This is a genomic window from Mycobacterium kyogaense, assembly GCF_003254575.1.
Lineage (GTDB): Bacteria > Actinomycetota > Actinomycetes > Mycobacteriales > Mycobacteriaceae > Mycobacterium > Mycobacterium kyogaense.
This window is the reverse complement of record NZ_QJUA01000003.1, coordinates 70210-92145: the sequence shown is the minus strand read 5'-3', so window position 1 is coordinate 92145 and position 21936 is coordinate 70210. Positions and strand designations below refer to the sequence as shown.

At 67.7% G+C, this 21936-nt stretch carries 21 protein-coding genes and 2 tRNA genes; 15 read left to right on the top strand and 8 right to left on the bottom strand.

Features of this window, described 5'->3' with window-relative positions:
- The first annotated feature begins 20 nt into the window (after positions 1–20).
- Complete coding sequence (locus DMB80_RS03795; RefSeq protein WP_162938399.1) at positions 21–854, top strand: DoxX family protein; 834 nt, start codon at positions 21–23, stop codon at positions 852–854.
- Between the two features lie 3 nt (positions 855–857).
- Here DMB80_RS03795 and DMB80_RS03790 read toward each other — a convergent pair whose 3' ends face one another.
- A complete protein-coding gene (locus DMB80_RS03790; RefSeq protein ID WP_111508612.1) occupies positions 858–1247 on the bottom strand; it encodes a PH domain-containing protein in 390 nt (129 codons plus the stop codon).
- Positions 1248–1517: 270 nt separating this feature from the next.
- Between DMB80_RS03790 and DMB80_RS03785 the strand changes: the two genes are divergently transcribed.
- From DMB80_RS03785 to ilvC, 3 genes are read left to right on the top strand one after another with little or no spacing between them, the layout of a single operon-like run.
- Positions 1518–3368: an acetolactate synthase large subunit gene (locus DMB80_RS03785; RefSeq protein ID WP_111508611.1), complete on the top strand. Its 1851-nt coding sequence runs from the start codon at positions 1518–1520 to the stop codon at positions 3366–3368.
- Positions 3365–3868 carry an acetolactate synthase small subunit gene (gene ilvN, locus DMB80_RS03780; RefSeq protein WP_240431000.1) on the top strand — a complete coding sequence of 168 codons (504 nt, stop codon included), beginning with the start codon at positions 3365–3367 and terminating at the stop codon, positions 3866–3868. Before DMB80_RS03785 ends, ilvN begins: the two co-directional genes overlap by 4 nt.
- Before the next feature lie 47 nt (positions 3869–3915).
- A complete protein-coding gene (gene ilvC / locus DMB80_RS03775; RefSeq protein ID WP_240430999.1) occupies positions 3916–4917 on the top strand; it encodes a ketol-acid reductoisomerase in 1002 nt (333 codons plus the stop codon).
- A 54-nt stretch (positions 4918–4971) separates the two neighbouring features.
- Here the strand turns inward: ilvC and wrbA are convergent, their stop codons facing one another.
- Together wrbA and DMB80_RS03765 are read right to left on the bottom strand one after the other, a co-directional pair.
- A complete protein-coding gene (wrbA, locus tag DMB80_RS03770) occupies positions 4972–5568 on the bottom strand; it encodes an NAD(P)H:quinone oxidoreductase (RefSeq protein ID WP_046362359.1) in 597 nt (198 codons plus the stop codon).
- 30 nt (positions 5569–5598) lie between these two features.
- The gene (locus DMB80_RS03765) at positions 5599–7029 is read right to left on the bottom strand and encodes a phytoene desaturase family protein (protein WP_205538510.1); all 1431 of its coding nucleotides are present in this window, start codon (positions 7027–7029) and stop codon (positions 5599–5601) included.
- Between the two features lie 32 nt (positions 7030–7061).
- Here DMB80_RS03765 and serA point away from each other — a divergent pair, with 32 nt between their 5' ends.
- Genes serA through DMB80_RS03750 form a run of 3 tightly spaced genes read left to right on the top strand, consistent with a single transcriptional unit; the run spans position 7062 to position 10275 of the window.
- Entirely contained in the window at positions 7062–8648 is a 1587-nt protein-coding gene (gene serA / locus DMB80_RS03760; RefSeq protein ID WP_111508607.1) for a phosphoglycerate dehydrogenase, read from the top strand.
- Positions 8649–8656: 8 nt separating this feature from the next.
- Positions 8657–9667 carry a 3-isopropylmalate dehydrogenase gene (locus DMB80_RS03755; protein WP_046362356.1) on the top strand — a complete coding sequence of 337 codons (1011 nt, stop codon included), beginning with the start codon at positions 8657–8659 and terminating at the stop codon, positions 9665–9667.
- A gap of 38 nt (positions 9668–9705) precedes the next feature.
- Positions 9706–10275, top strand: coding sequence for a hypothetical protein (locus DMB80_RS03750; protein ID WP_420812118.1), 570 nt, complete (start codon positions 9706–9708; stop codon positions 10273–10275).
- Here DMB80_RS03750 and DMB80_RS03745 read toward each other — a convergent pair.
- The gene (locus DMB80_RS03745) at positions 10242–10568 is read right to left on the bottom strand and encodes an antibiotic biosynthesis monooxygenase family protein (RefSeq protein WP_111508605.1); all 327 of its coding nucleotides are present in this window, start codon (positions 10566–10568) and stop codon (positions 10242–10244) included. The genes DMB80_RS03750 and DMB80_RS03745 overlap by 34 nt on opposite strands.
- 63 nt (positions 10569–10631) lie before the next feature.
- Here DMB80_RS03745 and DMB80_RS03740 point away from each other — a divergent pair, with 63 nt between their 5' ends.
- Positions 10632–11120, top strand: coding sequence for a MarR family winged helix-turn-helix transcriptional regulator (locus tag DMB80_RS03740; protein WP_111508604.1), 489 nt, complete (start codon positions 10632–10634; stop codon positions 11118–11120).
- On the opposite strand, the gene DMB80_RS03735 is transcribed toward DMB80_RS03740, so the two are convergent.
- Positions 11009–12247, bottom strand: coding sequence for an MFS transporter (locus DMB80_RS03735; protein ID WP_111508603.1), 1239 nt, complete (start codon positions 12245–12247; stop codon positions 11009–11011). The genes DMB80_RS03740 and DMB80_RS03735 overlap by 112 nt on opposite strands.
- 118 nt (positions 12248–12365) lie before the next feature.
- Here DMB80_RS03735 and DMB80_RS03730 point away from each other — a divergent pair, with 118 nt between their 5' ends.
- The 4 genes from DMB80_RS03730 (at position 12366) to DMB80_RS03715 (ending at position 14964) form a co-directional block, all read left to right on the top strand.
- Positions 12366–13154 (top strand): fumarylacetoacetate hydrolase family protein, encoded by a 789-nt coding sequence (locus DMB80_RS03730; protein WP_111508602.1) that lies wholly within the window; start codon positions 12366–12368, stop codon positions 13152–13154.
- Positions 13151–14626, top strand: coding sequence for a glutamate--tRNA ligase (gltX, locus tag DMB80_RS03725; RefSeq protein WP_162938398.1), 1476 nt, complete (start codon positions 13151–13153; stop codon positions 14624–14626). The genes DMB80_RS03730 and gltX overlap by 4 nt, the downstream gene beginning before the upstream one ends.
- A 129-nt stretch (positions 14627–14755) precedes the next feature.
- Positions 14756–14830: transfer RNA gene (locus tag DMB80_RS03720), tRNA-Gln, on the top strand.
- Positions 14831–14891: 61 nt separating this feature from the next.
- Positions 14892–14964 (top strand) — tRNA-Glu (locus DMB80_RS03715).
- A 54-nt stretch (positions 14965–15018) separates the two neighbouring features.
- On the opposite strand, the gene DMB80_RS03710 is transcribed toward DMB80_RS03715, so the two are convergent.
- Complete coding sequence (locus tag DMB80_RS03710) at positions 15019–15720, bottom strand: IclR family transcriptional regulator (RefSeq protein ID WP_046362351.1); 702 nt, start codon at positions 15718–15720, stop codon at positions 15019–15021.
- 36 nt (positions 15721–15756) lie between these two features.
- Between DMB80_RS03710 and leuC the strand changes: the two genes are divergently transcribed.
- The 3 genes from leuC to DMB80_RS03695 all read left to right on the top strand — a co-directional run bounded on the left by leuC (position 15757) and on the right by DMB80_RS03695 (position 18700).
- Positions 15757–17202, top strand: coding sequence for a 3-isopropylmalate dehydratase large subunit (gene leuC / locus DMB80_RS03705; RefSeq protein ID WP_111508601.1), 1446 nt, complete (start codon positions 15757–15759; stop codon positions 17200–17202).
- Positions 17203–17218: 16 nt separating this feature from the next.
- A complete protein-coding gene (gene leuD / locus DMB80_RS03700) occupies positions 17219–17812 on the top strand; it encodes a 3-isopropylmalate dehydratase small subunit (protein ID WP_046362349.1) in 594 nt (197 codons plus the stop codon).
- 201 nt (positions 17813–18013) lie between these two features.
- Positions 18014–18700, top strand: coding sequence for an HU family DNA-binding protein (locus tag DMB80_RS03695; protein ID WP_111508600.1), 687 nt, complete (start codon positions 18014–18016; stop codon positions 18698–18700).
- Positions 18701–18773: 73 nt separating this feature from the next.
- Here the strand turns inward: DMB80_RS03695 and mutT1 are convergent, their stop codons facing one another.
- A complete protein-coding gene (mutT1, locus tag DMB80_RS03690; RefSeq protein WP_111508599.1) occupies positions 18774–19673 on the bottom strand; it encodes an 8-oxo-(d)GTP phosphatase MutT1 in 900 nt (299 codons plus the stop codon).
- 33 nt (positions 19674–19706) lie between these two features.
- Positions 19707–21890, bottom strand: coding sequence for an RNA degradosome polyphosphate kinase (locus DMB80_RS03685; RefSeq protein ID WP_111508598.1), 2184 nt, complete (start codon positions 21888–21890; stop codon positions 19707–19709).
- Positions 21891–21936 lie beyond the last annotated feature (46 nt).

Below are 21936 nucleotides of genomic sequence, written 5' to 3'. Positions count from 1 at the left end.
CAGCCCTTACCCTGCTAGGTGTGACCAGCCCGCAAGACTCACAACCCTGGCAGCGGCCCGCCGACTCGGGTGGCCGGCCCGCGTCGGCGCGTCTGGTGGACCCGGAAGACGATCTGCCCTCGGAGCACTACGGCGGCGACTTCGAGACGACCGCGATCCCTCGCTACGACACCGCCAAACCAGCTGGTCAGCAGCCGTTCGGCCTGCTGGGCGACGCCGAACCCCTGCCGTACGTCCAGCCGGGTGCCGGTCTGGCGCCCGGCTCCTACGGGGCGACGACGGCCGCGCCGACCGAGGTCGGAGCGTTCGACGAGCGTCGGGAGCGCGATCGCCGCGGCACCCAGGATCTCGGCCTGCTCGTGCTGCGGGTGGCCGTCGGGGTCCTGCTGGTGGCGCACGGCCTGCAGAACTTGTTCGGGTTGTGGGGCGGTCCCGGGCTGGGTGGTTTCCGCGACTACATCGCCGACGCCGGCTTCCGGTACGCCGACATCCTCAGCTATGTGGCCGCCGGTGGCGAGGTCGCGGCCGGCATCCTGCTGGTGCTGGGGCTGTTCACCCCGGTGGCAGCCGCGGGTGCGCTGGCCTACCTGATCAATGCCGTGCTCGCCGAGGCGTTGGCGGCCCACGACGACGCGCGATTGTCGGCGTTCCTCACCGATGGCCATGAGTACCAGGTGGTGCTCGTCGCGGCGGTCGCGGCGATCATCCTGACCGGACCCGGCCGGTACGGTCTGGACGCCGGTCGCGGGTGGGCCCGACGCCCGTTCCTCGGCTCCTTCGCTGCACTGGTCCTCGGCATCGGCGCCGGCGTCGCGGTCTGGGTGCTGCTCAACGGCGCCAACCCGTTGGCCTGACGTCTACTCGTACGGATTCGGTACCCGGCCGCCGCTGGCGGCCGTCAACACCGGCAGGCTCGCGAACGTGACCGCCGGCAGCGTGGTCTCGCTGCCGTCGGACCTCCGCGCCAGAGCCCACGCCTTGCGGCCGAAGCGCAGTCCCTCGATGTCCGTCCACCGCATCGTCTGAGTGCCGAAGAGTGTGCGCACCGTGACGGTGTCCCGGTCGGCGACCGTTCGGTAGCGCGCGATCGCGACCGACAGCGCGATGGGGATCAGCAGCAACACGGCGAACCAGCCGGGGCCGGCGAACACGATGGACAGCAAGGCCAGGGCGAAGAGCGCGACGGCGAGATGCGCCATGGGCGAGATGCGGATCACGACCGGGGCGGGCGACGTGGTGGAGGCCATGGACTCATCATTCCATCCGGGGCCTCGGTGGGAATTTGACCGAAGTCCGGTTCGCGGGCTACCGTCGGGAGCTATGCAGATCCCGGGCTCGCTCGTAGTAATTGGGTTGCGCGTTGATGCCGCGCTAGCCCCGGTCCGGGCATAGCACAACCGCATCGACGCGCAACCCTCGCTCAGCCTCCCGGCTGACGGGGGTTTTTTGTTGCCCCAGCACCGATTTGAGAAGATCTAACCCAAGCCATTCAGGCCGGACAGGACATAGAGGACACCGTGAGCGCACCCACCACGCGAGCACCTGAGCAGCCGGCGACCCCGGCCAACGGGACTCGCACCGCCGCCCCCGCCCCGTCGCAGCCCAAAAAGGTTGCGCCACTTCAGCTGACCGGCGCACAAGCCGTGATCAGGGCACTCGAGGAACTCGACGTCGACGTGATCTTCGGCATCCCGGGTGGTGCGGTGCTGCCCGTCTACGACCCGCTGTACGACTCGGTGAAGCTGCGCCACGTTCTGGTCCGGCACGAGCAGGGTGGCGGCCACGCCGCCAGCGGCTACGCCCACGCGACCGGCCGGGTCGGCGTCTGCATGGCGACCTCGGGCCCCGGGGCCACCAACCTGGTGACGCCGCTGGCCGACGCCTACATGGATTCGATCCCGGTGGTCGCCATCACCGGTCAGGTCGGCCGCGCGCTCATCGGCACCGACGCCTTCCAAGAAGCCGACATCTCCGGCATCACGATGCCAGTCACCAAGCACAACTTCCTGGTCCGCAATGGTGACGACATCGCGCGCGTCATCGCCGAGGCGTTCCACATCGCCGCCAGCGGGCGTCCCGGTCCGGTGCTCGTCGACATCCCGAAGGACGTGCTGCAGGGTCAGTGCACCTTCAGCTGGCCGCCGAAGTTCGAACTGCCCGGCTACAAGCCGAACACCAAGCCGCACAACCGGCAGATCCGTGAGGCCGCCAAGATGATCGCGGCGGCCCGCAAGCCGGTCCTCTACGTCGGTGGCGGCATCATCCGCGGCGAGGCCTCCGAGCAGCTGCTGGAACTGGCCGAGCTCACCGGCATCCCGGTGGTCACCACGCTGATGGCGCGCGGCGCGTTCCCCGACAGTCATCCGCAGAACATGGGCATGCCCGGCATGCACGGCACGGTGGCCGCGGTGGCTGCCCTGCAGCGCAGCGATCTGCTGATCGCGCTGGGCACCCGCTTCGACGACCGGGTGACGGGCAAGCTGGATTCCTTTGCCCCCGATGCCAAGGTGATCCACGCCGACATCGACCCCGCCGAGATCGGCAAGAACAGGCATGCCGACGTCCCGATCGTGGGTGACGTGAAGGCTGTCATCACCGATCTGATCGAGGCCCTGCGCCGTGACAGTGGACTCGGCTCGACTCCGCTGGCCAATTGGCGGGAGTACCTGAGCGGCATCCAGGCGACCTACCCGTTGAGCTACGGCCCGCAGAGCGACGGCAGCCTCTCACCCGAGTACGTGATCGAGACGCTGGGCAAGATCGCCGGCCCGGACGCGATCTACGTGGCCGGCGTGGGTCAGCACCAGATGTGGGCAGCGCAGTTCATCAAGTACGAGAAGCCCAAGACCTGGCTGAATTCCGGTGGTCTGGGGACGATGGGCTATGCGGTGCCTGCCGCGATGGGCGCGAAGATGGGCTGCCCGGACACCGAGGTGTGGGCCATCGACGGCGACGGCTGCTTCCAGATGACGAATCAGGAGCTCGCCACGTGTGCCATCGAAGGCGTTCCGATCAAGGTCGCGCTGATCAACAACGGCAACCTCGGCATGGTGCGGCAGTGGCAGACGCTGTTCTACGAAGAGCGCTACAGCCAAACCGATCTGGCCACACACACCCGTCGCATCCCTGATTTCGTCAAGCTGTCCGAGGCGCTGGGCTGTGTCGCGCTGCGCTGCGAGCGCGAAGAGGACGTCGCCGACGTGATCAACCAGGCGCGCGAGATCAACGACCGCCCGGTGGTCATCGAATTCGTCGTGGGCGCCGACGCCCAGGTGTGGCCGATGGTCGCCGCAGGCACCAGCAACGACGAGATCCAGGCGGCGCGCGGCATCCGCCCGCTGTTCGACAACGAAGAGGGACACGCCTGATGGCCACCACGCACACACTGTCGGTGCTCGTCGAGGACAAGCCCGGCGTGCTCGCCCGCGTTGCCTCGCTGTTCTCGCGGCGCGGATACAACATCCAGTCCCTCGCCGTCGGCGCCACCGAGCAGAAGGACTTGTCGCGGATGACGATCGTCGTCGACGTCGAGGACTCGCCGCTCGAGCAGATCACCAAGCAGCTCAACAAGCTCGTCAACGTGATCAAGATCGTGGAGCAGGACGAGGACAACGCGGTGTCGCGCGAGATCGCACTGATCAAGGTGCGCGCGGATGCGACAACCCGCGGTCAGGTCATCGAAGCCGTGAACCTGTTCCGCGCCAAGGTCGTCGACGTGTCCAACGAGTCGTTGACCGTCGAGGCCACCGGAACCCCGGCCAAGCTCGAGGCGCTCCTGCGCGTGCTGGAGCCGTACGGTATCCGAGAAATCGTCCAGTCCGGTGTGGTGTCGCTGTCGCGTGGCCCCCGCGGAATCGGCACCAAGTAGCTGAAAAGCACAGAGTAGAAAGAAGATTCACGACAATGGCAGTTGAGATGTTCTATGACGACGACGCGGACCTGTCGATCATCCAGGGCCGCAAGGTCGCCGTCATCGGCTACGGCAGCCAGGGGCACGCGCACTCGCTGAGCCTGCGCGACTCCGGTGTGCAGGTGAAGGTTGGCCTCAAGGAGGGGTCGAAGTCCCGCGAGAAGGTCACCGAGCAGGGCCTCGAGGTCGACACCCCGGCCGAGGTGGCCAAGTGGGCCGACGTGATCATGCTGCTGGCGCCCGACACCGCGCAGGCCGAGATCTTCGCGAACGACATCGAGCCGAACCTCGAAGACGGCAATGCGCTGTTCTTCGGTCACGGCCTGAACATCCACTTCGGCCTCATCAAGCCGCCGGCCAACGTCACGATCGGCATGGTCGCGCCGAAGGGCCCCGGCCACCTCGTGCGCCGTCAGTTCGTCGACGGCAAGGGCGTGCCCTGCCTGATCGCCGTCGATCAGGACCCCAAGGGTGAGGGTGAGGCGCTCGCGCTGTCGTATGCGAAGGCCATCGGCGGTGCCCGCGCCGGCGTCATCAAGACCACGTTCAAGGAAGAGACCGAGACGGACCTCTTCGGCGAGCAGGCCGTGCTGTGCGGCGGCACCGAAGAACTGGTCAAGACCGGCTTCGAGGTGATGGTCGAGGCGGGCTACGCGCCCGAGATGGCCTACTTCGAGGTGCTGCACGAGCTGAAGCTGATCGTCGACCTCATGTACGAGGGCGGCATCGCCCGGATGAACTACTCGGTGTCCGACACCGCCGAGTTCGGCGGCTACCTCTCGGGCCCGCGGGTCATCGACGCCGGCACCAAGAAGCGGATGCAGGACATCCTCAAGGACATCCAGGACGGGACCTTCGTCAAGCGCCTGGTCGCCAACGTCGAGGGTGGCAACAAGGAGCTCGAGCAGCTGCGCAAGGAGAATGCCGAGCACCCGATCGAGGTCACCGGCAAGAAGCTGCGCGACCTGATGAGCTGGGTCGACCGCCCGATCACCGAAACCGCTTAGTTTTGCCCGCGAAGTCGGTGCCGTTCCCCGCGAACGGCACCGACTTTCGTGTTTCTAGGAGAGGCGGTCGGCGGTGCTGACGACCCGCCGTGCCAGGTGGTCGAGCGCCGCCAGCGTGGCTTCGTCGAGCTCGTTGCGGTTCTCGGGACCCGTCACGTGGCCCACGCCGTACGGATTGCCGTCGGCGAACTTGACCCCGTCGGTGTAGCCGGGGGCCACGATGATCCCGCCGAAATGCATCAGCGTGATGTAGAGGGTCAGCAGCGTGGTCTCCTGGCCGCCGTGCGCGGTCTGTGACGACGTGAACCCGGCGTAGATCTTGTCGGCCAGCTTGCCCTGGGCCCACAGGCCGCCGAGGGAATCGATGAAGGCCCGGAACTGCGAGGCGGTGTTGCCGAATCGGGTGGGGGAGCCGAAGATCACCGCGTCGGCCCACACGATGTCATCGCCGGTTGCCGCCGGAAGGTCCTTGGTGGCTTCGTAATTCGCCGACCAGGCTGGGTTCTCTGCGAACGACTCCGGGTCGCGGGTTTCGGCGATGTGGCGCAGGCGCACCTCCGCGCCCGCGGACTCTGCGGTGGCGGCCACGCGGTTGGCCATCGCGGTGCCGTGTCCGGTGGCCGAGTAGTAGATCACTGAGAGCTTGGTCATGACGCGAGACTACGCGCGGCCCCCGCAGGATCAGGGTGACAAGCGCGGCAGATCTGTGATGCCGAATTCGCGGCGCAGCACGGTGCGCGCCGCGTAGTAGCCGGCCATGCCGTGCACGCCGGTGCCGGGCGGCGTGGCCGACGAGCACTGGTACGCCTGGGGAATCGGCGTGGTCCACGGGTTCAGTCGCAGTGTGGGTCCCACCATCGCCGCGAACAGCGTCGCGCCACCGACGATGATGTCCCCGCCGATGTAGTTCGCGTTGTGGTCGGCCATCCGGGCCGCGGGCACGCATCGCGCGGCGACCACGAGATCGCGGAACCCGGGTGCGGCACGCTCGAACAGGCCGGTGATCGTCTCGGTGAGGTCCATGGTGGAACCCGCCGGGACGTGGGCGTAGGTCCACAGCGGCCGCCGGCCCTGGTCGTCGATGCGCGACGGGTCGGCCACGTGCGGCAGCGCGGCCAGTGTCATCGGCCACTCGGCGTGGCGGCCCGCGGCGATCTCGCGTTCGGCCAGCGCCATCTGCGCCCGTGTGCCGCCCATGTGCAGGGTCCCCGCCTGGGCGAGGCGCTGGTCGCGCCACGGGATCTCGCCGGAGAGCACGAAGTCGACCTTGCAGACGCCGGGCCCGAACGTGTAGCGCTGCAGTGCTTTTGCGTAACGCGCCGGCACCGCGTCGCCGTAGATGTCGAGCAGTGCCGTCGGCGCGGTATCCCAGATGACGACTCCGCCGGGTGGCGTGGTGACCGGTTCGCCGAGCACCAGTTCGCCGCCGTGTGCCCGAAGATCGGTGATCAGGGCATCGGCGATCGCCTGCGTGCCGCCGACGGGCACCGGCCACCCCGCGGTGTGTGCCACCGTGCCCAGCATCAGGCCCGCGCCGCTGTTGACGGGTGAGGGCATCGTCGAAATGGCGTGTACGCCAACGCCGGTGAACAGAGCGCGGGAATCCTCGCCGCGCAACAGCCCCCAGGCCGGGCTACCCATCGCCAAGACCCGCAACCCGGTGCGCACGGTGGTGGGCAGATCCGGCGGCAGTGAACGCTTGTCGCCGAGGAAGAAGCCCAGCACCCCGTCGACGTGCTCGGTCAGCGGACCGAACAGCCGCCGCCAGGACGTGCCGTCGTCCAACTCCGCGCACGTGCGCTCCAACGAGCGGTAGGCGACCGCGGCCGGTCGGTCGGGCAGCGGGTTCGCGTACGACACATCCGGCGTGCGCAGCGCCACGCCGCGGGCCGCGAGATCGAACTCGGCGAAGAACGGGGAGGCGACCCCCAGTGGGTGGACGGCCGAACAGATGTCGTGGAGGACGCCCGGGTACTCGGGGTCCGGTGCGGAGCGGGCGCCGCCGCCGGCGGTGGGTTGACCCTCGATCACCCGCACCGACAGACCGGCCCGTGCGCAGATCACGGCGGCAGCCAGCCCGTTCGGACCGCTTCCGACGACGGTGACGTCCACCGCTCTATTAGAGCCCACTAGGCTGAGGCCTCGTGAGTCTGCCCGTGGTATTGATCGCCGACAAGCTGGCCCCCTCGACCGTCGAAGCGTTGGGCGACCAGGTAGAGGTCCGTTGGGTCGACGGCCCGGACCGGGAGAAGCTGCTGGCCGCCGTCGCCGACGCGGACGCGCTGTTGGTGCGCTCCGCCACCACAGTCGACGCAGAGGTCATGGCCGCGGCACCCAAGCTGAAGATCGTCGCCCGTGCCGGCGTCGGACTGGACAACGTCGATGTCGACGCAGCCACCGCCCGCGGTGTGCTGGTGGTGAACGCGCCCACCTCGAACATCCACAGCGCCGCCGAGCATGCGCTGGCGCTGTTGCTGTCGGCGGCCCGCCAGATCCCGGCCGCCGATGCCACGCTGCGCGCGCACACGTGGAAACGGTCGTCGTTCTCCGGCACCGAGATCTTCGGCAAGACGGTCGGTGTCGTCGGCCTCGGCCGGATCGGCCAGCTGGTGGCCCAGCGGCTGGCGGCGTTCGGCGCGCACATCACCGCCTACGACCCCTATGTCTCGCACGCCCGCGCGGCGCAGCTCGGCATCGAACTGCTCACCCTCGACGAGCTCCTCGCCCGCGCCGACTTCATCTCGGTGCACCTGCCGAAGACCAAGGAGACGGCAGGTCTGATCGGCACGGACGCGCTGGCCAAGACCAAGCCGGGTGTGATCATCGTCAACGCCGCACGCGGCGGACTGATCGACGAGCAGGCCCTGGCCGATGCGATCACCAGCGGCCATGTCCGCGGCGCCGGCCTCGACGTGTTCGCCACCGAGCCGTGCACCGACAGCCCGCTGTTCGAGCTGCCTCAGGTCGTCGTGACGCCGCACCTGGGTGCATCGACCGCCGAAGCCCAGGACCGTGCCGGCACCGATGTGGCGGCCAGCGTCAAGCTCGCACTCGCCGGCGAGTTCGTGCCCGACGCCGTCAACGTCGGCGGCGGCGCCGTCGGCGAAGAGGTCGCGCCGTGGCTGGATCTGGTCCGCAAGCTCGGCCTGCTCGTCGGGGCGCTGTCGGCGGAACTGCCCACCAACCTCTGCGTGCAGGTGCGCGGCGAGCTGGCCAGCGAGGAGGTCGAGGTGCTGCGCCTCTCGGCGTTGCGCGGCCTGTTCTCTGCGGTGATCGAGGATCCGGTGACCTTCGTCAACGCCCCGGCGCTGGCCGCCGAGCGCGGTGTCGAGGCGTCCATCGACACCGAATCGGAGAGTCCGAACCACCGCAGCGTCGTCGACGTCCGCGCGGTCGCTGCCGACGGCACCACGGTGAACGTGGCCGGCGCGCTCTCGGGCCCGCAACAGGTCGAGAAGATCGTCCAGGTCAACGGCCGCAACCTCGATCTGCGCGCTGAGGGCGTCAACCTGATCATCAATTACGACGATCAGCCCGGCGCGCTCGGCAAGATCGGCACCCTCCTCGGCAGCGCCGAGGTCAACATCCTGGCCGCTCAGCTCAGTCAGGACGCCGACGGAAAGGGCGCGACGATCATGCTGCGCCTGGATCGGAACGTGCCCGACGACGTGCTGGCCACCATCGGCCGCGACGTCAACGCTGCGACATTGGAAGTGGTCGACCTGACATGAGTGCTCCTGTGAAACTCGCGGTGATCGGCGGCGACGGGATCGGTCCCGAGGTGATCGGCCAGGCGCTCACCGTCCTCGACGCCGTGCTGCCCGGAGTGGAGAAGACCGAATACGAGCTCGGCGCGCGCCAGTATCACAAGACCGGCGAGGTGCTGCCTGACTCCGTGATCGACGAGCTCAAGGCGCACAACGCGATCCTGCTCGGCGCCATCGGTGACCCCTCGGTGCCCAGCGGTGTCCTCGAGCGAGGGCTGCTGCTGCGCATCCGCTTCGAGCTCGACCACCACGTCAACCTGCGTCCGGGCCGGCTCTACCCCGGGGTGCGCAGCCCGTTGGCGGGCGATCCGGAGATCGACTTCGTCGTGGTGCGGGAGGGCACGGAGGGGCCCTACACCGGTAACGGCGGTGCGATCCGCGTGGACACCCCGCACGAGATCGCGACCGAGGTCAGCGTCAACACCGCCTACGGGGTGCGTCGCGTCGTGCTCGACGCGTTCCATCGCGCGCAGGGTCGTCGCAAGCACCTCACGCTGGTGCACAAGAACAACGTGTTGACCTACGCCGGCTCGCTGTGGTGGCGCACCGTACAGAGCGTCGCGGCCGAGTACCCCGACGTCGAGGTGGCGTATCAGCACGTCGATGCGGCAACGATCCACATGGTGACCGATCCGGGCCGCTTCGACGTGATCGTCACCGACAACCTGTTCGGCGACATCATCACCGACCTGGCCGCGGCGGTGTGCGGCGGAATCGGGTTGGCGGCCAGCGGCAACATCGATGCGACGCTGACCAATCCGTCGATGTTCGAACCGGTGCACGGCAGCGCGCCCGACATCGCGGGGCAGGGCATCGCGGACCCGACCGCGGCGATCATGAGCGTGTCGCTGCTGCTCGCCCACCTCGGTGAGCTCGACGCCGCCGCCCGTGTCGACGCTGCGGTCGCCGAACATCTTGCGACCCGCGGGGACCAGACGCTGACCACCGCCGAAGTCGGCGAGCGCATCCTCGGGAAGCTGTAGCCATCCGGGTCGCGGCCACGCTGTCTGCGCAGTGCTGGCTGTTCGTCGTCGGATCGTCGCTGTTCGCGCTCGCCACCGCGCCTGGTGTCCCGGCGTGGCTGGGCGCGGGCGGGGCGAACCTGTTGTGTTTCTGCGGCTCCTGGTTCTTCACCACTGCGGCCGGCATCCAGCTGCTCCGCAGCAATCGCACCGACCGCGCGGAGTGGTCAAGCGCTGCAGTGCAATTGGTCGGCACGCTGCTGTTCAACGTCAGTACCGGTGCCTCGGTCCTGGCGCACGCCGTGGCCAGCGAGCGGCATTACGTGTGGGTGCCCGACGTGGCCGGTTCGACGGCTTTTCTGGTCAGCGGAGTTCTCGGTGTGGTCGCGGTCGGCGCGCTGATCGATCTGCGATCGCGTGACTGGTGGGCCGCGGCGGTCAACATGGTCGGTTGCGTGGCGTTCGGGGTGTCGGCGGCCGCTGCGTTCGTGCGCACGACAGGCGTCACCGAAGACGAACGGCTGGCCAATCTCGGCACCTTTACCGGGGCTCTGTGCTTCCTGGCCGCTGCCCTGATGCTGCTGCCGGGTCGCGCTCAGGCGCGCTCGTGGACCGACACCACCTCGTAAAGGTGCGGCCGAAAGTCTTCGGCGATGCCGGCGGCCACCGTCATGTGTTCCCGTGCAGCAGGATTCGACTGCATCGCGATGAATGATTCGGCGCTGTCCCACTGCGCATAGTTCACGACGCGCGTGCGGTCGAGGCTGATGTGAATGCTCGCAGAACCGAATCCCGGCAGATCGCGCATGACCTCCTCGGTGGCGTGGGTGAGAACACCGGCGAGTTCCTCGGCGCGTTCGGGTGCCACCGTGAACACGTTGATCAACGTGGTCCATCGGCTGTTCGGCTCGATCGTGGGCATGCTGTCTCCTATATGTCAGGTTCCTTACTTGAGCCCACAGTACCTCCGTGTAAGGTTCCTGTCATGACGGATGTCGAGAATGCGGTCGGATATCTGGTCAAACGCGTTCAGCAGTCGCTGCGCCGGACGTGCGACACGGCATTGCGCCCCACCGGCGTCTCGATGTCCCAGTACGCGGTGCTGCGCGCGCTCGCAGATCACCCCGACGCATCCGCGGCCGAACTCGCCCGCCTGTGTTTTGTCACCCGGCAGTCTCTTCAGGATCTCCTCGCGACACTGCGTGCCGGCGGCCTCGTGGCCGACGCGGCGACGAGTCGACCTGGCCGGGCGCGTGCGTTGGAGCTCACCGCCCAGGGAATGGCGCAGCTCTCCGCAGCGCACGACGCGGTGGGCGCCGTGGACGCGTCCATGACCGAGGGCATGCCGGCGGCAGAGCGCCGTCAGCTCGCGGTGTCGCTGCTGCGCTGTGCGGAGAATCTCGAGCGCGTCGCGGGCACCGCCGGGATCGCCAGCAGGGGGATGAGCGCACACACCGCGAACGCCGCCGGGTAACCGGCCGCGCCGATCAGCGCCCCGAACAACGGCGGTGTGACACCGGCGGTGAGCAGCCGCGTGGTGTTCTGCGTGCCCAGCGCGCGGCCGCTCCAGAACGGCCCCGCGATCTCGGCGATCGCGGTGAAGGCCAACCCGTTGTCGGACACCGTGACCACCGATGCGACGACCATCAGCGCGACACTGATCGGGGAGTCCAGCCAGTCGGTCAGCGCCAGCAGCCCCATCGACACGGCGGCGGCCGCGGCGATCGTCCGGATGGGTCTCATTCGAGAGCTCAGCACGTCGCCGGACCGGCGCAGCGTGAAGTCCGACCATCGGCCCGCGGCGATGCGCCCGCCGGCGCCGAAAAGCTGTGCGACGGTGACCATCGCGCCGGCGGACCCGGCGGACCATCCCCGGTCGGTGATCAACCAGGCCAGCGTGAACGTCCACACCATCGCCTGCGGAGCCACCAGCAGCAGCGAGGTGAGATGGATGCGCACCAGTAGTGACGAACCCCGGTACGGGTTGGCGAGGTCGGCGTCACTGGCTTCCGCGCGTGCGGGCCGCGGTGGGTCCAGCACCGCGACGGCGCACACGACGGCCGCGGCGGCGCAGACCACAGCGGGAAACAGCAGCGCGCCCGACACCCCGCGGGATTCGGCCAGTCGCGGAATCACCAGGGCGCCGAGTCCGACGCCGAGCGGCTGCGCGGTCTGGCGGATCCCCATGACCAGGCCCCGCTTCTCCGCGGCGAACCAGCCCACCACGAGGCGTCCACTGGCAGTGTTGCTGCTCGCCGCCGCCATGCCGCCGAGGAAGAGGAAAGCCCCGACCGCAGGTAACGAGTCCGCCGATGCGGCGCCGAAGCCGGCGGCCGCGGTCAACGCGGAACCCAGGGTCAACACGGTGCGCTCGCCGAAGCGGTCGACCACATAGCCCCAGGCGATCAGCGTCACCACCATTCCGAGGCTGGGCAGCGCCGACATCAGGCCGGCCTGCGCGAGGTCGAGGCCGCGTTCCCGATGCAGCGTCGGTATGAGAAAGGCCACACCGTTGATGAACACGTTGGCGCACAACGTGGCGCCGAGAGCGACGATCAGCATTGACCATCGGCGTGCGGTGCTGATCGAGGCGGGGTTCATCTGGCCATCGTGGCACGAACGTCTCAATATGCAGAACCCATATCTCAGTATGTGAGACTACCGGTATGTGAGCTGTGCGCTTGCCGCGGCGGCCGGCGCTGCCGCTAGGCTGAGCCCCATGCGTCTTGGTCGAATCGCCAGCCCGGATGGCGTGGCTTTCGTGTCCATCGAAGGGCCGGTCGACGAGCCCGGTGAAGCCATCGCCCGGGAGATCGCCGAGCATCCCTTCGGCACACCGACATTCACCGGCCGGCAGTGGCCGCTGGCCGATGTGCGCCTGCTGGCGCCGATCCTCGCCAGCAAGGTCGTCTGCATGGGCAAGAACTACGCCGCTCACATCGAAGAAATGGGTGGCGGCACCTTCGAGGATCCGATCATCTTCCTCAAGCCCAACACTGCGATCATCGGCCCGGGTACCGCGATCCAACTGCCGGCGGACGCGCATCCCGTGCACTTCGAGGGCGAACTGGCTGCGGTCATCGGTCGTCCGTGCAAGGACGTTCCTGCCTCGCGGGCTGCCGAGAACATCCTCGGCTACACGATTGCCAACGACGTGTCAGCGCGCGATCAGCAGAAGAAAGACGGCCAGTGGATGCGCGCCAAAGGCCACGACACGTTTTGTCCGGTCGGCCCGTGGATCGTCACCGATGTGGATGCAACTGATCTCGAGATCCGCACCGAGGTCAACGGTGAGGTCAAGCAGCGCAGCCGAACATCGTTGATGATCCACGACATCGGCGCGATCATCGAGTGGATCTCGGCGGTCATGACGCTGCTGCCGGGGGACCTGATCCTGACCGGCACGCCCGAGGGCGTCGGACCTCTCGAGCACGGCGACTCCGTCAGCATCAGCATCGAGGGCATTGGAACGCTCACCAATCCCGTTGTGCGCAAAGGAAAACAGTGACCGCCCTACCGATCGTCAGAGTCAGGTTCTGTCCGTCGCCGACGGGCACCCCCCACGTGGGGTTGATCCGCACCGCGCTGTTCAACTGGGCCTACGCCCGCCACACCGGCGGAACATTCGTGTTCCGCATTGAGGACACCGATTCGGCGCGCGACAGCGAGGACAGTTACCGGGCGCTCCTGGACGCATTGCGCTGGCTCGGCCTCGACTGGGACGAAGGCCCCGAGGTCGGGGGACCCTATGAGCCCTACCGCCAGTCGGGCCGTCGCGAGCTCTACACCGACGTGCTGCAGCGGCTGCTCGACGCCGGCGAGGCCTACGAGGCGTTCTCCACCGCCGAGGAGGTCGAAGCGCGCCACCTCGCGGCGGGACGCAACCCCAAGCTGGGGTACGACAACTTCGACCGCGACCTCACCGACGAGCAGCGCGCGGCGTTCCGTGCCGAGGGCCGCTCGCCGGTCATCCGGCTGCGCATGCCCGAGACGGACATGACGTGGGACGACCTGGTTCGTGGGGAGACGACGTTCCCGGCTGGTTCGATCCCGGACTTCGCGTTGACCAGGGGCAACGGAGAACCCTTGTACACCTTGGTCAATCCGGTCGACGACGCACTGATGAAGATCACCCACGTGCTGCGGGGGGAGGATCTGTTGCCGTCGACCCCGCGCCAGTTGGCGCTCTATGCCGCGCTCGAGCGGCTCGGCATCGCCGACGGCACACCGCGCTTCGCCCACCTGCCGCCCGTCCTGGGGGACGGGAACAAGAAACTGTCGAAGCGGGACCCGCAATCGAACCTGTTCCTGCACCGGGATCGCGGCTTCATTCCCGAGGGCCTGCTGAACTACCTTGCGCTGCTGGGGTGGTCGATCGCCGATGACCGCGACGTGTTCGGCATCGACGAGATGGTGGCGGCCTTCGACGTCGCCGACGTGAACTCCAATCCCGCGCGGTTCGACCAGAAGAAGGCCGACGCACTCAACGCCGAGCACATCCGGCTGCTCGAGCCCGCGGAGTTCACCCGCCGCCTCGCCGAATACTTCCGCGCTCACGGCCACGACACCGGACTCGACGACGACGCATTCGCCGAAGCGGCCGTCCTGGTGCAGACGCGGATCGTCGTTCTCGGCGACGCCTGGGGGCTGTTGAAGTTCCTCGACGACGCCTCCTTCGCGCTCGACGAGAAGTCGGCGGGCAAGGAACTGCGGCCCGACGCGGTCCCCGTTCTCGACGCCGCCCTCGGCGCTCTCGAGGCGATCGGGGAGTGGAGTAGCCCACGGATCGAAGAAGCGCTCAAGGCGGCGCTGATCGACGGGCTCGACCTCAAGCCCCGCAAGGCGTTCGGGCCCATCCGTGTCGCGGTGACGGGCTCATCGATCAGCCCGCCGCTGTACGAATCGTTGGAACTGCTGGGCAGGGACCGCACGCTGGCCCGGCTGCGCGCGGGCCGGGACCATGCCGGAGCGTCCGCGTGACGGGGGTGGAAAAACCACCCGAGAATCTTTGGTAGTCTGCTCGTCGGCTCGCAAGACGGCGCAGCGCGGCACAACCGCGAGGCGCCAGGGCCGGAAAATGGCCCGTGACCTGCGGTGACGGGCTGCCAATGGGGTATGGTGTAATTGGCAACACAGCTGATTCTGGTTCAGCCATTCTAGGTTCGAGTCCTGGTACCCCAGCCAACGCGCGGATTAGGTCAGCACTGTGTCCCTCAGCTATGCTTTCCGTCCGTAACAAGTTCTAGCCCCCGTCGTCTAGCGGCCTAGGACGCCGCCCTCTCACGGCGGTAGCGTGGGTTCGAATCCCATCGGGGGTACATCAGCTCGCAGGTCCTACCGGGCCTGCGAGCTTTTTCGTCTGAGCCGGCGGGTCAGAGCCGTCTTGTCAGGGCGTCCGCGGCGGCCACCAGATCGGCGGCCCAGCGTGCGCCCGGGCGCCGTCCCATCCGGTCGATCGGTCCGGATACCGACACGGCGGCGATTACCGCACCGCGGCCGTCGCGCACCGGTGCCGACACGCTCGCCACTCCGGGTTCCCGTTCGGCCGCGCTCTGCGCCCAACCGCGCTTGCGTACCTCCGCCAGAGCGCGGTCGGTGAATGCCGCATCAGCCAGGACGCTGCGCTGGGTGGCCGGATCCGCGTAGGCGAGCAGCACCTTGGCCCCCGAACCGGCGGTCATCGGCAGACGCGCGCCGACGGGCACCGTATCGCGAAGACCCGCAGGTGGTTCCAGTGCCGCGACACAGATCCGCGCGGTCCCGTCCCTGCGGTAGAGCTGCACACTCTCCCCGGTCAGCTCGCGCAAGCGCGGCAGCACCACCGCGCCCGCCGACACCAGGGGATCGCGGACATGACTGCCCAGTTCGGCCAATGCGGGGCCCAGGCACCACTGGCCATCGGCGTCGCGTGCGAGCAGCCGGTGCGTTTCCAGCCCGACGGCCAGCCGGTGGGCGGTCGCCCGCGGCAGGGCCGTGCGGTCGCACAGATCGGCGAGACCGCAGGGAGACTCGGCGACCGCGTGAAGGACCGTCACCGCTTTGTCGAGCACGCCGATACCGCTATCCTGTCTCACAAAGAGATACTAGCTTCCCAGATTGTGAGATCGTCAATGGACAAGGCGAACAACCCACGGACTCTCGCCGAGAAGGTGTGGAGCGATCACGTCGTCGCGGCGGGCGGCGGGCAGGGTGATGCCCGGGAGCCGGACCTCATCTACATCGATCTTCACCTCGTGCACGAGGTGACCAGCCCCCAGGCATTCGACGGGCTGCGGTTGGCGGGAAGGCCGGTGCGGCGCCCCGATCTGACGATCGCGACCGAAGACCACAACGTGCCCACCGTCGACATCGACAAGCCGATCGCCGACCCGGTGTCGCGAACCCAGGTGGAGACGTTGCGGCGCAACTGCGCCGAATTCGGTGTGCGGCTGCACCCGATGGGCGATGCCGAGCAGGGCATCGTCCACATCATCGGCCCGCAACTGGGTCTGACCCAGCCCGGGATGACGGTCGTGTGCGGTGACAGCCACACCTCCACCCACGGCGCGTTCGGTGCGTTGGCCATGGGCATCGGCACTTCTGAGGTCGAGCACGTGCTGGCCACGCAGACACTCCCGTTGCGGCCGTTCAAGACCATGGCCGTCACCGTCGACGGCGAGCTGCCGCCCGGCGTCAGCGCCAAGGACATCATCCTGGCCGTCATCGCCAAGATCGGGACCGGCGGCGGACAGGGGCACGTCATCGAATACCGGGGCAGTGCCATCGAATCGCTGTCCATGGAAGGTCGGATGACGATCTGCAACATGAGCATCGAGGCGGGTGCCCGAGCCGGCATGGTGGCACCGGACGACACCACCTTCGCCTTCCTCGAGGGTCGACCCCACGCCCCGAAGGGGGCCGCATGGGATGACGCGGTCGCTGCGTGGCGTCAACTCCGAACCGACGACGGTGCCGAATTCGACACCGAGGTCCACATCGACGCCGCCAGTCTCAGTCCGTTCGTCACGTGGGGAACCAATCCGGGCCAGGGTGTACCGCTGTCCGCCGCGGTGCCCGATCCGGAGGCGATGCTCGACGACGATCAGCGCCAGACGGCCGAAAAGGCGTTGGCATACATGGGTCTCGAAGCGGGTACCCCGATGCGCGACGTGTCCGTCGACGCCGTGTTCGTCGGCTCCTGCACCAACGGCCGGATCGAGGATCTGCGCGTGGTGGCCGACGTGCTGCGCGGGCGGTCCGTCGCCGACGGGGTTCGCATGCTGATCGTGCCCGGCTCGATGCGGGTGCGTGCGCAAGCCGAATCCGAAGGCCTGGGCGAGATCTTCACCGCCGCAGGCGCGGAATGGCGCCAGGCCGGCTGCTCGATGTGCCTGGGTATGAACCCCGACCAGCTCGCCCCCGGTGAGCGGTGCGCCTCGACGTCCAACCGCAATTTCGAGGGCCGGCAAGGCAAAGGTGGTCGTACACATCTGGTGTCGCCGGCCGTCGCCGCCGCGACCGCCGTCAGGGGCACCCTGTCGTCCCCGGCCGATCTGATCCCCGCGACCACCCACTGATAACGGAGACGCCGTCATGGAAGCATTCACCACTCACACCGGGATCGGCGTGCCGCTGCGCCGCTCCAATGTCGACACCGACCAGATCATTCCGGCGGTGTATCTGAAACGCGTGACGCGCACCGGATTCGAGGACGGTCTGTTCGCGGCGTGGCGCAACGATCCGTCGTTCGTCCTCAATCAGTCGCCATTCGACCGCGGTTCGGTTCTGGTGGCGGGGCCAGATTTCGGCACCGGCTCGTCACGCGAGCATGCGGTCTGGGCGCTGATGGACTTCGGCTTCCGGGTCGTCATCTCGTCACGATTCGCCGATATCTTCCGCGGCAACTCCGGCAAGGCCGGGCTGCTGGCGGCCGAAGTCGCCCAAGACGATGTCGAATTGTTGTGGAAGGTCATCGAGCAGCGTCCGGGGACGGAAATCACTGTCAATCTTCAAGATCGGACCATCGCGGCGGAAACGGTGCTGGTGCCGTTCAAGATTGATGACTACACCGCGTGGCGGCTGCTGGAGGGCCTCGACGATATCGGCCTCACGCTGCGGAAACTCGATCAGATCGAAGACTATGAGGCGCGGCGCCCGGAGTGGAAGCCGCGGACTCTGACGACCTGATCCGCGGCCGGCGGCGGTGAAATATCCGCTCTGCAATCCTCTTTTGGGGCGCCCCGGTAGGACACAAAGGGAGCCAAGCGGATTGAAAAAAGTTCGCTGAGATTTTCTGAAATTGCGCGTGGTTCTTGGAAATCAACGGGCAATGGGTTTACCGTGTCCTCTAGTCGGTCCAAAGAGGACCACAGTTCCCGGAGGTTTTGCATGAACAAGGCAGAGCTCATCGACGTACTCACGGAGAAGTTGGGCTCGGATCGTCGGCAAGCGACCGCCGCGGTCGAGAACGTCGTCGACACCATCGTGCGCGCCGTGCACAAGGGTGACAGCGTGACCATCACCGGCTTCGGTGTCTTCGAGCAGCGCCGCCGCGCCGCTCGTGTCGCCCGCAACCCGCGCACCGGTGAGACGGTGAAGGTCAAGCCGACGTCCGTTCCGGCGTTCCGCCCCGGCGCTCAGTTCAAAGCCGTTGTCGCGGGCGCACAGAAGCTTCCGGCCGAGGGTCCCGCCGTCAAGCGCGGCGTGACCGCTTCGAGCACCGCCCGCAAGGCGGCCAAGAAGGCTCCGGCGAAGAAGGCCGCCACCAAGGCTCCGGCGAAGAAGGCTGCGACCAAGGCTCCGGCGAAGAAGGCCGCCACCGCCACCAAGGCTCCCGCCAAGAAGGCTGCGACCAAGGCTCCGGCCAAGAAGGCCGCCACCGCCACCAAGGCTCCCGCCAAGAAGGCTGCGACCAAGGCTCCGGCCAAGAAGGCCGCCGCCCCCGCCAAGAAGGCGGCGCCTGCCAAGAAGGCTCCGGCCAAGAAGGCCGCGACCAAGGCTCCGGCCAAGAAGGCCACCGCCGCCAAGAAGGCAGCCCCTGCCAAGAAGGCTCCCGCCAAGCGCGGTCGCAAGTAAGCAGTTTCGACCGCACACACAGCTTCACCGACAACGCCGTGGGCCCACGCCCACGGCGTTGTTGCGTATCGGGCTAGCGGGGGGGCGCCAGCGGTGAACTGATGTGGTCCGCGCTGATCAACTGTTCGCCGGACAGCGTGAGTACCCACGTGCTGCCCTTGCGGTTGCGCGATTTGTCGGGACGCACGCCGTCGCGTTCACACCACCATGCGATCAGATCGGGGATGACCTCACCCTGCGTGCAGATCACGGGGTGAGACGTCGTATCGGCGATCTCCAGCACGCGCTGCCGGGCCCTCTTCGGCTTGTCCGCGTATGCCTCTGCGGTCAAAGCGGTTTCGGTGATCACCGGAACGCCCAATTCCTCGGCGAGGGGTCCGAGGGTTTGATGGCAGCGCACACGGTCGGCGGCGAACAGCTCGGCGGCGCCGAACGCCGTCAACAGATCCACCAGCGACTCAGCCTGTGCGCGGCCGTGCTTGTCCAGCGGCCGCTTGCGGTCATCGCCGGAATAGCGTGACTTGCTCCCCGCGGTGGCGTGCCGCACGACGAGCACCGTCTGGGTGGCGACCGGCAACTTGACGAACCGGCGGAGCACCTTGCGGTCCAGCGAGTAATGCACCTGGCTCATCGCGTCTTCGGCGGGCAGCCATTTCAGTTCGTCGACCTCTTCGTTCGCCGCGAACTCACCCCGGACGCTGCGCGCCATCCAATAGCGGACCCTCTTCGTGGTGTCCCCGACGGGGTAACTCACCGATGCCAGACGGCGCCCGAGATGCGCGCGGAAGCCCGTCTCCTCCTCTATCTCTCGCACCGCGGCGACCGGTTCGGTCTCTCCCCGCTCGAGTTTTCCCTTGGGCAGGGACCAGTCGTCGTAGCGCGGCCGATGGATCACCGCCACTTCCGGGGAGCCCGTGAATTCCTGTGGGCGCCACAGGACTGCGCCGGCGGCGAGGATGGGTTCGGTCTTCACAGCGCTTGGTGCCTGCTCTGCTCGATCGGACGATTACGGATGGCGGTGGCTTTCCATCAACGACACCTGGTGGTCTCGCACCGTCTGTCCTTCCTGTGGCAACGCTGTCCATTTTCCGTCGACGCCGAGCTCCCAGCACCGCGTCCGCGGATCCAGGGCGGATTCGAAGATGTTGCCGAGCGCTTCGGTCAACCGCGGGTCCTTGACCTGAGCCATGACTTCCACGCGGCGGTCCAGATTACGATGCATCATGTCGGCGCTGCCGATCCAGTATTCGTCGATGGCGCGGAAATGAATGATCCGTGAATGCTCGAGGAACCGGCCGAGGATCGAGCGCACCACGATGTTCTCCGAGAACCCTTCTCCGCCGGGCTTGAGCGCGCAGATACCGCGCACCACGACCTCGACCCGAACCCCGGCCTGAGAGGCCCGGTAGAGCGCATCGATGACCTGCTCGTCCACCAACGCGTTGGCTTTGAGGCGGATTCGCCCCTCCGCGCCGTCCCGGGTGGCCGCGATCTCGCGGTCGATGCGTTCGATGATGCCGCGGCGCACGCCGTACGGGGCGACGAGCAGGTTGCGGTAGGACTCCTTGCGGGAGTACCCGGTGAGCGAATTGAACAGGTCGGTGAGGTCGGCGCCGATGTCCGGAGCCGCCGTCAGCAGGCCCACGTCTTCGTAGAGACGCGCGGTCTTCGGGTTGTAGTTGCCCGTGCCGATGTGGCAGTACCGGCGGATCATCGATCCCTCGCGTCGCACCACCAGGCACGTCTTGCAATGGGTCTTGAGCCCGATGAGCCCGTACACCACGTGCACGCCGGCCTGTTCGAGTGCGCGCGCCCACTTGATGTTGGCCTGTTCGTCGAACCGGGCCTTGATCTCGACCAGCGCCACCACCTGTTTGCCTGCTTCGGCGGCGTCGATCAACGCGTTGACGATCGGTGAATCACCCGAGGTGCGATAGAGGGTCTGCTTGATCGCGAGCACGTTCGGGTCGGCAGCCGCCTGCTCGATGAAGCGTTGCACCGTGGTGGAGAACGAATCGTAGGGGTGGTGGACGAGGACGTCGCCGTCGCGCAGTGTCGCGAAAATGCTCTTGGGCGTTTCGCGTTCACCGAACGCCGGGGGTGTCGCCGGCACGAACGGACGGTCCTTCAGCGCCGGCCGATCGACCCCGTAGACCTGCCACAGCGATGAGAGATCCAGCAGGCCGGGCACTTCCACGACGTCCCCGGGCGCCACGTCGAGTTCGCGCAGGAGCAGTTCGAGCATGCCCTCGGTCATGTCATCGGAGACTTCGAGGCGCACGGGGGAGCCGAACCTGCGCCGCGCGAGCTCACGCTCGAGCGCTTTGAGCAGGTCCTCGTCGCGGTCTTCCTCCACCTCGAAGTCGGCGTTGCGGGTGATCCGAAAAGCGTGGTGCTCCACGATTTCCAGGCCGGGGAACAGTACCGGCAGGAACGCGGCGATCAGCTCTTCCATCGGGAGGAAGCGCGCGACGTCCGAGGTGTTCTCACGCGCCGCCAGCTCGACGAAGCGGTCCACGTTGTCGGGCACCTTGATTCGAGCGAAGTGCTGTCCGCCGTCGGGATGCTTGACGGTGATGGCGAGGTTGAGGCTCAGCCCACTCACGAACGGGAACGGGTGGGCGGGATCGACAGCCAGCGGCGTCAGCACCGGGAACACCTGCTCGTGGAAGTACGTGGAGAGCCGGCCGCGTTCGTTGTCGTCGAGTTCGGCCCACGTCACGATCACGATGCCCTCGTCGGCCAGCGCCGGGCGCACTGCGTCGAGGAACACCTGCGCGTGCCGGCTCGCGAGCTGCTGGGTGCGCTCGCTGATCCGGCGGAGTTGTTCGCGGGGAGACAGGCCGTCGGCCGAGCGGACGGACAACCCCATCTCGTCGCGGCGCTTGAGACCGGCGACGCGCACCATGTAGAACTCGTCGAGGTTGGACGCGAAGATCGCCAGGAACTTCGCCCGCTCCAACAGGGGCAGTGATGGGTCAGCCGCCAGCGCCAGGACTCTGGCGTTGAAGTCGAGCCAACTCAACTCGCGGTTGAGGTAACGGTCTTCGGGAAGCGGGTTCTCGACTGCCGGCGATGTGGCGGCCGGGGGCGCCTCGGGCGCGGTGTCGGGTACAGCCGCTGACTTGCTGTCCCCGGGGGCCTCCACCGTGGTGTCCGCGTCCTCCGGTCGGGTCTGCGCTTCGGTCATGCCCCGATGATTCCCTATTCGCGGGCGCCGCGGCTAGCAGGAGAGG